The organism is Celeribacter sp. (assembly GCF_048270365.1).
GTDB lineage: Bacteria > Pseudomonadota > Alphaproteobacteria > Rhodobacterales > Rhodobacteraceae > Celeribacter.
Genome location: NZ_JBLWTA010000058.1, coordinates 1 through 7,953, shown reverse-complemented (window position 1 = coordinate 7,953; position 7,953 = coordinate 1). Strand labels below are relative to the sequence as shown.

The 7,953-nt window shown below is 56.6% G+C and carries 15 protein-coding genes; 1 reads left to right on the top strand and 14 read right to left on the bottom strand.

All coding sequences use genetic code 11. The annotated features are described in order from the left end of the window. Positions 1-26: 26 nt before the first annotated feature. The 10 genes from rplF to ACN0X0_RS22520 all read right to left on the bottom strand — a co-directional run bounded on the left by rplF (position 27) and on the right by ACN0X0_RS22520 (position 4,208). Positions 27-560 carry a 50S ribosomal protein L6 gene (gene rplF, locus ACN0X0_RS22565; protein WP_066608617.1) on the bottom strand — a complete coding sequence of 178 codons (534 nt, stop codon included), beginning with the start codon at positions 558-560 and terminating at the stop codon, positions 27-29. Positions 561-572: 12 nt separating this feature from the next. Next, positions 573-965 carry a 30S ribosomal protein S8 gene (gene rpsH / locus ACN0X0_RS22560; protein WP_066608614.1) on the bottom strand — a complete coding sequence of 131 codons (393 nt, stop codon included), beginning with the start codon at positions 963-965 and terminating at the stop codon, positions 573-575. A gap of 13 nt (positions 966-978) precedes the next feature. Next, on the bottom strand, positions 979-1,284 hold the full coding sequence (rpsN, locus tag ACN0X0_RS22555) for a 30S ribosomal protein S14 (protein ID WP_066608612.1): 306 nt from the start codon (positions 1,282-1,284) through the stop codon (positions 979-981). Positions 1,285-1,306: 22 nt separating this feature from the next. Further along, positions 1,307-1,870, bottom strand: a complete 564-nt coding sequence (gene rplE / locus ACN0X0_RS22550; RefSeq protein ID WP_417263791.1) for a 50S ribosomal protein L5 — start codon at positions 1,868-1,870, stop codon at positions 1,307-1,309. Continuing rightward, on the bottom strand, positions 1,870-2,175 hold the full coding sequence (gene rplX / locus ACN0X0_RS22545) for a 50S ribosomal protein L24 (RefSeq protein WP_417263792.1): 306 nt from the start codon (positions 2,173-2,175) through the stop codon (positions 1,870-1,872). The genes rplE and rplX overlap by 1 nt, the downstream gene beginning before the upstream one ends. Beyond that, positions 2,175-2,543, bottom strand: coding sequence for a 50S ribosomal protein L14 (gene rplN / locus ACN0X0_RS22540; protein WP_090060723.1), 369 nt, complete (start codon positions 2,541-2,543; stop codon positions 2,175-2,177). The genes rplX and rplN overlap by 1 nt, the downstream gene beginning before the upstream one ends. Before the next feature lie 89 nt (positions 2,544-2,632). Then, the gene (gene rpsQ, locus ACN0X0_RS22535) at positions 2,633-2,860 is read right to left on the bottom strand and encodes a 30S ribosomal protein S17 (protein ID WP_417281074.1); all 228 of its coding nucleotides are present in this window, start codon (positions 2,858-2,860) and stop codon (positions 2,633-2,635) included. 14 nt (positions 2,861-2,874) lie between these two features. Continuing rightward, complete coding sequence (rpmC, locus tag ACN0X0_RS22530; RefSeq protein ID WP_417263793.1) at positions 2,875-3,072, bottom strand: 50S ribosomal protein L29; 198 nt, start codon at positions 3,070-3,072, stop codon at positions 2,875-2,877. Positions 3,073-3,249: 177 nt separating this feature from the next. Next, entirely contained in the window at positions 3,250-3,663 is a 414-nt protein-coding gene (locus ACN0X0_RS22525) for a hypothetical protein (protein WP_417263794.1), read from the bottom strand. Positions 3,664-3,716: 53 nt separating this feature from the next. Continuing rightward, complete coding sequence (locus tag ACN0X0_RS22520; RefSeq protein ID WP_417281073.1) at positions 3,717-4,208, bottom strand: hypothetical protein; 492 nt, start codon at positions 4,206-4,208, stop codon at positions 3,717-3,719. Between the two features lie 152 nt (positions 4,209-4,360). Here ACN0X0_RS22520 and ACN0X0_RS22515 point away from each other — a divergent pair, with 152 nt between their 5' ends. Further along, on the top strand, positions 4,361-4,984 hold the full coding sequence (locus ACN0X0_RS22515; protein ID WP_417263796.1) for a TIGR02466 family protein: 624 nt from the start codon (positions 4,361-4,363) through the stop codon (positions 4,982-4,984). A 192-nt stretch (positions 4,985-5,176) separates the two neighbouring features. Here ACN0X0_RS22515 and ACN0X0_RS22510 read toward each other — a convergent pair whose 3' ends face one another. The 4 genes from ACN0X0_RS22510 to rpsC form a co-directional block, all read right to left on the bottom strand. Then, the gene (locus tag ACN0X0_RS22510; protein ID WP_417281072.1) at positions 5,177-5,941 is read right to left on the bottom strand and encodes an ion transporter; all 765 of its coding nucleotides are present in this window, start codon (positions 5,939-5,941) and stop codon (positions 5,177-5,179) included. A 66-nt stretch (positions 5,942-6,007) separates the two neighbouring features. Next, positions 6,008-6,541 carry a hypothetical protein gene (locus tag ACN0X0_RS22505; RefSeq protein WP_417281071.1) on the bottom strand — a complete coding sequence of 178 codons (534 nt, stop codon included), beginning with the start codon at positions 6,539-6,541 and terminating at the stop codon, positions 6,008-6,010. A 213-nt stretch (positions 6,542-6,754) separates the two neighbouring features. Next, positions 6,755-7,168 (bottom strand): 50S ribosomal protein L16, encoded by a 414-nt coding sequence (gene rplP / locus ACN0X0_RS22500; RefSeq protein ID WP_417281070.1) that lies wholly within the window; start codon positions 7,166-7,168, stop codon positions 6,755-6,757. A gap of 13 nt (positions 7,169-7,181) precedes the next feature. Beyond that, positions 7,182-7,892 (bottom strand): 30S ribosomal protein S3, encoded by a 711-nt coding sequence (gene rpsC / locus ACN0X0_RS22495; RefSeq protein WP_417281069.1) that lies wholly within the window; start codon positions 7,890-7,892, stop codon positions 7,182-7,184. Positions 7,893-7,953 lie beyond the last annotated feature (61 nt).

Sequence of the window (7,953 nt, the reverse complement as noted above, 5' to 3'; positions counted from 1 at the left end):
TTTGCTGTTTGCCATGATGAGCGTCCTTACTTCTTCTTCCCTTCCTTGCGGAAGATATACTCGTCTTTGTATTTGATACCTTTGCCTTTGTAGGGCTCGGGCTTACGCCATTCGCGGATGTTTGCCGCGACTTGGCCGACGAGTTGCGGGTCGGTGCCCTCGACAGTGATCTCGGTCGGTTTCGCAGCTGTCACAGTGACACCTGCGGGAACCTCGAAGTTCACCTCGTGGGAGTAACCCAGGTTGAGTTTAAGCGTGTTGCCCTGCATCTGGGCACGATAACCAACACCGTTGATCTCCAGCTCTTTCTTAAAGCCGTCGGTCACGCCGGTAACCATGTTACCGATCATAGTGCGGGACATGCCCCATTGCTGGCGGGCACGCTTGGATTTGCCACGCGGAGTGACGGTGATCACGTTGTCTTCGACAGCGAGGGTCACATCGTCCGAGGCGGTGAAGGAGTGAGAGCCTTTCGGGCCCTTCACTTCGATGGTCTGGCCGGACACAGAAGCAGTTACGCCGCTGGGCAGGTCGACCGGTTTCTTACCAATACGAGACATCGAAAGACCTCCTTAGAAGACGGTGCAAAGCACTTCGCCACCAACATTGTTGGCACGAGCGTTTGCGTCCGACATCACACCTTTCGGGGTGGAGACAATCGACACACCGAGGCCCTGACGGACCGACGGGATGTCCTTGACACCGAGGTATACGCGACGGCCGGGTTTGGAGACCCGTTGCAATTCGCGAATGACCGGAGTGCCTTCGAAGTATTTGAGGCTGATTTCAAGGCTCGGATGGCCTTTGGAATCGGTGCCTTTTTCGTAACCGCGGATGTAACCCTCATCAAGCAGCACATCCAGAACCCATGCCCGCAACTTGGAAGCCGGGGTGGAAACGGTGGATTTGCCACGCATTTGAGCGTTGCGGATACGGGTGAGCATATCGCCGATAGGATCGTTCATTATCTGTGCTCCCTTACCAGCTCGATTTCACCAGACCGGGGATCTGGCCGAAGGAGCCAAGTTCCCGCAGCATGATCCGGGAGACCTTCAGCTTACGGTAGTAAGCGTGAGGACGACCGGTCAGCTGACAACGGTTGTGAAGACGTGTAGCCGAGCTGTTGCGCGGCAGTTCAGCAAGCTTCAGGGAAGCGCGGAAACGCTCTTCCATCGGCTTCTCTTGATCATAGATGATCTCTTTGAGAGCAGCGCGCTTGGCGGCGTATTTGGCCACCAGCTTCTCGCGCTTGCGCTCACGGGCGATCATGGATTTCTTAGCCATGTTCTCTAAACTCCTCGCGCGATCAGCTGTTGAAAGGCATGTTGAAAGCTTTCAACAGGCTCTTTGCTTCAGCATCGGTTTCCGCCGTGGTGGCGATGACAATGTCCATACCCCAGGTCTCATCGACTTGGTCGAAGTTGATCTCGGGGAACACGATGTGCTCTTTGATGCCCATGGCGTAGTTGCCACGGCCGTCAAAGGATTTGCCGGGCACGCCGCGGAAGTCGCGGATGCGGGGCATTGCAATCGTGATCAGACGGTCGAGGAATTCATACATACGGTCGCCACGAAGGGTCACCTTCGCACCGAGCGGCATATCTTCACGAACGCGGAAACCAGCGATGGATTTCTTGGCTTTCGTGATGAGGGCCTTTTGGCCGGCGATCGCGGAAAGATCTTCCTGAGCGGATTTCGCTTTTTTGGAATCTTTCACAGCTTCAGCGCCGCAACCGATGTTCAGAACGATTTTGTCCAGACGCGGGATCTGCATGTCGTTTTTGTAGCCGAACTCTTCTTTGAGAGCGGCACGAATGCTGTCCTTGTAAACCGCCTTGAGACGCGGGGTGTAATCGGTGGTGTCGAGCATCAGATCACGTCTCCCGTGGTTTTGGCGAAGCGCACTTTCTTGTCGCCTTCAACTTTGAAGCCGACGCGGGTGGCTTTGCCGTTGGCGTCCAGAAGCGCGAGATTGGAGAGGTCGATCGGCATGGCGACCGGCTGACGGCCCCCTTGATCACCTTGGGTCGCGCGGGTGTTACGGATGGCGATGTTCACGCCTTCCACAATGGCTTTGCCTTTGGCGGGCATGACAGTGGTGATTTCACCCTGTTTGCCTTTGTCCTTACCGGCAAGCACGACGACCTTGTCGCCTTTACGCAGTTTCGCAGCCATTAGAGCACCTCCGGTGCCAGCGACACGATTTTCATCATGCCTTTTGCACGCAGCTCACGAACCACCGGCCCGAAGATACGGGTGCCGACCGGCTCGTTGTTGTTGTTGAGGATCACGGCCGCGTTGCGATCAAAACGGATCGCGGTGCCGTCTTCACGACGGACCTCTTTGGCGGTGCGAACGACGACGGCCTTGCGGACGTCCCCTTTTTTCACACGGCCACGCGGAATAGCTTCCTTGACCGACACCACGATGATGTCGCCCACGGAGGCGTAACGACGGTGTGAACCGCCGAGGACCTTGATGCACTGAACTCGGCGAGCGCCAGAGTTATCAGCGACATCCAGATTGGTCTGCATCTGGATCATTTGGTTTCTCCCGACCTTTGGGGCGATCTGCAGCGATCGGTGCCCCCAGGGTTTCGATTAAGCTGGGAGGAGGCTTGTTCAATCAGAGATTAAACGAGCACTTCCCAACGCTTGGTTTTCGACTTCGGTGCACATTCCACGATGCGGACGGTGTCACCGATGTTGAATTGGTTGTTCTCATCGTGAGCCCGGTATTTTTTGGACTTACGGATGGTCTTTTTCAGAACCGGGTGCTTGAAGCGACGTTCAACGGACACGGTCACAGTTTGTTCGTTCTGGTTCGAGGTCACGACCCCGGAAAGAATACGTTTGGGCATAGGTCAGGCTCCTCTTACTCAGCCGCAGCTGCTTTTTCGTTCAGGATCGTTTTCACAAGAGCGGCCGAGCGGCGCGCTTTGCGGATCTGAGCGGTGTTTTCGAGCTGACCCGTGGCCTGCTGAAAGCGCAGGTTGAAGGATTCTTTTTTCAGATTGGCAAGCTCGGTCTTGAGCTCGTCCGGCGTTTTCGCACGCAATTCTTGGGCGTTCATATTCGCCTCTCCTTGGGTCCTGGTAGCACCGGAATGCGCCCTTTTGGGGGTGACATTCGGCCCGGTGGGTTATGTCAATACACACGAATCCCCTGAACGGGAATCTGTGAGATGCTGCTCTATAAGGGGGTGGGGGTATGGTGGCAAGGGAAACTTGGGGTTTTGGCCGCTTTTCCCCTATGCACCAGCCCGCTTTAGAAACCGCGTGATGGCGATGATCCGCAAAACTGCAACAACCACGATGAGAATATCGAGGATATAGACCAACATAGGTTGAACAAGCGTGTAGGTTGTCAGCACGTTGGTCATTCCCATAGTGCTCATTCCCATGAAATCGGCATAGCGGTAGATCAGCGCCTGCGCGGCGAACAGCAGTGTGATGATCAGACTGTCCCGCCAGGTCGCGAACAGCATTGCCCATTTCGGATCAAGTGAACCGCCGCCTTCTGCCTCCCGCCCGCGCCCGTAAAAGGCAAAGGCTACGACGACAAGCGCCAGCCCTAACAACAAAGCCCCCAACGCCAAAGCGTAAAAGGCATGTTTGAAAGAGGGCGACGTCAGAATGTTGAACCAGTAGTCCGTGTAATTCACTTGGGCCTCAATAAATTGCTTTTTTGACTATTGGCTTTGCCGAGGCGCTGACCTCACCGCCCCAGATACCGCTCCAGCCGCTCCGGGATTTCGCGCAAAAGCGGATAAAGCCTGCGGTCCAGATCGCGCGCCGTCTTTTGATACTCTTCACCGAGGCTCTCGTCCACATCCGTGCGGCGCTCGATCTCCTCATAGACCCCCACGAAAGCGTCAATCTCCTTAGCCGCATCCCCAAGACCCAGCGGCTCCAAAGCCGGAAGGGCGTCGCGCACCACCGCAGGCTCCATATTACTCACCCCTTTGTCCAATCCGTCGTCCAAGAGGTAGAGATAGAGCCTATAGGCGCGGTAACAGACCAGCGCCTCGGCGGGCACCTCGGCCTCAGGGTCTTTACGAAACACCTCGGACACGCCCTCATAGACCTGCACATGCATCGGCACCTTCTTAGACCGGCGCAAGAGCCGGCGCACGGCCCAGAGGATCAGGACCGCGCCGACAAGAGCCAGAGCGATCGGAAGAGCGAGAGAGGTGGGGTTCTGTATCATACTGCGTCTACGGGCCTGTTGCTGCGCTACGCCCCGAATGCGGCGGGCAGCGTCATTTTTTCACGCTTCTAGCCCCTGACTGTGGGCTGCGGCAACGCTGTTTCTCGTCTATAAGGGCGCGAAATCAGAGAATGCCTGAAAGTGAGTCTCCCATGGCCGACATCGAATCCCTCTTCGTCACCCGTCTCTACAAAGCGAAACTGAACGAATTCTCCCCGACCGTGGACGAAGACGAGCTGTTCGATAGTTGCTATGCCATCGCCGAGGATGACGAGGCCGGTCAGCAATGGTGCGATGACAAAGGCTATCCCGGTTACACCTCCTATGCCTCGCTCACTGACCTGCCCTGGCGGTTTCCGATCTTCAAGGACATCGTCGAGAGCCTCGATCAGCATGTCGCGAAATTTGCCGAAGACCTGCAATTCGATCTGGGCGAGCGAAAGCTGGTGCTCGAAGACCTGTGGATCAACATCCTGCCGGAGGGCGGCTATCACTCCGCGCACATCCACCCGCATTCGGTGATCTCCGGCACGACCTATGTCGCCATGCCGGACGGGGCGTCCTCTCTCCGGCTCGAAGACCCGCGCCACGCGATGATGATGGCCGCGCCCGCGCGGATCAAAGACGCCCGTCGCGAGATGCAGAATTTCATCTACATGGCACCGGAAGCGGGCGACATCATGCTCTGGGAAAGCTGGCTGCGCCATGAGGTGATGATGAACCAGTCGGAGTTCGACCGGGTGTCGGTGAGTTTTAATTATAAATGGGGTGAGTAACCTGCGGAGCCCCGCGCCCGAGAACCAAGCCTGAGCTGCGCAAGACCGTGGTTAGGCGCACCAACGCCGCCACGGTGCAGTTTATCCCTCAAGCCCGCGTGACCTTTTGCAATGCACCCAGTGCCGCAAATGCGCCAGACCGCCGGAACGGTCTTGCGCAGATCTGGCGGCCTGCGGCCTTGTTCCAGACCTTTATCTGCGCTCCAACGCCTTCTCGATCCGCTCCAAACGCTTCACCACGTCGTCCCGGTAAATATCTGTGGCGGCGTGTTCTTCTTCGACGTGGGCGTCTTGCATTGTCGACACGATCAGACCGACGACGAGGTTCATCACCGCAAAAGCCGTGATCAAGATGAAGGGCACAAAGAACAGCCAGCTTTCGGGATGCACCTCCATCACCGGGCGCACGATGCCCATCGACCAGCTTTCCAGCGTCATGACTTGGAACAGCGTATAGAGCGAGGCGCCGAGCGTGCCGAACCATTCGGGAAATGTCGGCCCGTAAAGTTTGGTCGCAATCACAGACCCGATGTAAAAGATGATCCCCGTGAGCAAGAACACCGAAGCCATCCCCGGCAGCGCGAGGATAAAGGCCTCGACCACCCGGCGCAGGCTTGGGACGACGGAGACGACGCGCAGCAGTCGCAGGATACGAAGCGCCCGGAGCACCGAAAGCCCCGCCCCCACCGGCGAGAGCGAGATGCCGACGATGACAAAATCAAAGAGGTTCCAACCATCGCGAAAGAACCGCGGCCCCTGCGCGTAGATTTTCGCCAAAAGCTCCACAACGAAGACGCTCAGACAGATCATATCGAGCGCTTTGATCAACCCGCCCATCCGCGCCATGACAGCGCCCGAGGTCTCAAGCCCCAAGATCACCGCGTTGAACAGGATCACCCCCATGATGAAATGGCGAGTGATGGGGCGGTCGAGGAGCTTGGAAATCTGTGCGCGCATTTTGGCCTCTTTGGGGTCAGTTGAGGCTAGATATGCGTGGACCAAAGCCTCGGTTCAAGGGCGCATTCACTGTTCGCTTACCTTAGAAAGATCGCCTCTCAGGATCGGCCAGGTGATCCGGGTGTTCTCGTGATCCAATGCGCGCTCCACCACAGCTAAAGTTTCAGGCTCTTGCTCGATAACCGCCACCAGATATCGCAAAACTGTGGCTTGGGTCTCGCTTAATTCCGGTCTGGCATCGCGAGACCAATGCAGCATGAATCCTCTAAGCACATCATCAAACAGGCCTTCTGCACTCTCATAGTCGCCATTCTTAACCAGCATCCTTGCATAATCTATTTTGAGCAGATTGGACTTTATGTAGGCACGATGCCCCTTGCCGGGCGCGTATTGTTGAAGCTCTTTGCTCAGTTCTATCGCTTTTCGGCAAGACCGAGATCGTTCATTAAAACTATGTTGAACGTCGTGGCACAGCTCATATGCATCCTCATAACGTGCGCCCCTGTATTCAAGGTTTCCAATGAAGACCACGCCGCCCAAAATGACCAAACTCCCGAAAATACTCGGCAGTATACGCTCCAGCTTATCAAAATTGGTCATGAAAGAAGTACCTTCAAAAATTCACTAGAGTTCTTTGAAGAATAAAGGCTTCCGTTCAAAACGAAACCCCCGCCGATGTCTCAGCGGGGGTTTCTTAATTTTAAACCGAGGTGTGCTCTCATTGCTTTTCCGTGAAAAGCAACTGCCGCACACGCGTGACAGTCCGCTGACGCGGACTGCTGGTCAGAAAGTGCCAAAAGGCACTTTCGACCTTTACCAGTCTTCGCGAACCACGGTGCGGGTTTTGATCGGGAGTTTCATCGCGGCAAGGCGCAGGGCCTCACGAGCGACTTCTTCCGAAACGCCGTCCAGTTCGAACATCACGCGGCCGGGTTTGACTTTGCAGACCCAACGGTCCACGGAGCCTTTACCTTTACCCATACGAACTTCGACGGGTTTTGCGGTCACCGGGGTGTCCGGGAAGATACGGATCCAGACACGGCCCTGACGCTTCATGTGACGCGTCATGGCACGACGTGCAGCTTCGATCTGACGCGCGGTGATGCGCTCGGGCTCGACGGCTTTGAGGCCGAAGGTGCCGAAGTTCAGATCGGAACCGCCTTTTGCCTCACCGTGAATCCGGCCTTTGTGCATTTTGCGGAATTTTGAACGCTTTGGCTGAAGCATGTCTCAGACCTCCTTAGCGACGGCCGCCGCGGTCACCGCGAGGTGCCGGACCGGCTTGGGCTTCTTCGGCGCGACGGTCACGAGCCTGCGGGTCGTGTTCCATGATCTCGCCTTTGAAGATCCAGGTTTTGATGCCAATGATGCCGTAAGCCGTGGTTGCTTCAGCATGCGCGTAGTCGATGTCTGCACGCAGGGTGTGAAGCGGAACGCGACCTTCGCGGTACCATTCGGTACGCGCGATTTCAGCACCACCAAGACGACCGGCGACGTTCACGCGGATGCCGAGGGCACCCATACGCATGGCGTTCTGCACGGCGCGCTTCATGGCACGACGGAAGGACACACGACGCTCGAGCTGTTGCGCGATGCTTTCGGCCACAAGTTGGGCGTCGAGCTCCGGCTTGCGCACTTCAACGATGTTGAGGTGCAGCTCGGAATCGGTCATCGCAGCGACTTTCTTGCGCAGACCTTCGATGTCTGCACCTTTCTTGCCGATGATGACACCCGGACGGGCGGTGTGGATCGTGACGCGGCACTTTTTGTGCGGACGCTCGATGATCACACGGCTGATGCCGGCTTGTTTGCACTCTTCCTTGACGAACTCACGGATTTTCAGGTCTTCGAGAAGAAGATCACCGTAGTCCTTGCTGTCAGCGTACCAGCGGCTATCCCAGGTGCGGTTGACCTGGAGACGCATGCCAATCGGGTTAACCTTATGACCCATTAGTTTTGCTCCTCAACTTGACGCACCTTGATGGTGATTTCCGCGAACGGCTTCATGATCT

Bases quoted from the DNA above. Each gene is read 5' to 3' on its own strand.
- rplP (WP_417281070.1), bottom strand. From the start codon at position 7,168: ATGCTTCAGCCAAAGCGTTCAAAATTCCGCAAAATGCACAAAGGCCGG.
- rplX (WP_417263792.1), bottom strand. From the start codon at position 2,175: ATGGCTGCGAAACTGCGTAAAGGCGACAAGGTCGTCGTGCTTGCCGGT.
- ACN0X0_RS22515 (WP_417263796.1), top strand. From the start codon at position 4,361: ATGGCCGACATCGAATCCCTCTTCGTCACCCGTCTCTACAAAGCGAAA.
- rplE (WP_417263791.1), bottom strand. From the start codon at position 1,870: ATGCTCGACACCACCGATTACACCCCGCGTCTCAAGGCGGTTTACAAG.
- ACN0X0_RS22520 (WP_417281073.1), bottom strand. From the start codon at position 4,208: ATGATACAGAACCCCACCTCTCTCGCTCTTCCGATCGCTCTGGCTCTT.
- rpmC (WP_417263793.1), bottom strand. From the start codon at position 3,072: ATGAACGCCCAAGAATTGCGTGCGAAAACGCCGGACGAGCTCAAGACC.
- rplF (WP_066608617.1), bottom strand. From the start codon at position 560: ATGTCTCGTATTGGTAAGAAACCGGTCGACCTGCCCAGCGGCGTAACT.
- rpsQ (WP_417281074.1), bottom strand. From the start codon at position 2,860: ATGCCCAAACGTATTCTTTCCGGGGTCGTGACCTCGAACCAGAACGAA.
- rpsC (WP_417281069.1), bottom strand. From the start codon at position 7,892: ATGGGTCATAAGGTTAACCCGATTGGCATGCGTCTCCAGGTCAACCGC.
- rpsH (WP_066608614.1), bottom strand. From the start codon at position 965: ATGAACGATCCTATCGGCGATATGCTCACCCGTATCCGCAACGCTCAA.
- rplN (WP_090060723.1), bottom strand. From the start codon at position 2,543: ATGATCCAGATGCAGACCAATCTGGATGTCGCTGATAACTCTGGCGCT.
- ACN0X0_RS22505 (WP_417281071.1), bottom strand. From the start codon at position 6,541: ATGACCAATTTTGATAAGCTGGAGCGTATACTGCCGAGTATTTTCGGG.
- ACN0X0_RS22510 (WP_417281072.1), bottom strand. From the start codon at position 5,941: ATGCGCGCACAGATTTCCAAGCTCCTCGACCGCCCCATCACTCGCCAT.
- rpsN (WP_066608612.1), bottom strand. From the start codon at position 1,284: ATGGCTAAGAAATCCATGATCGCCCGTGAGCGCAAGCGCGAGAAGCTG.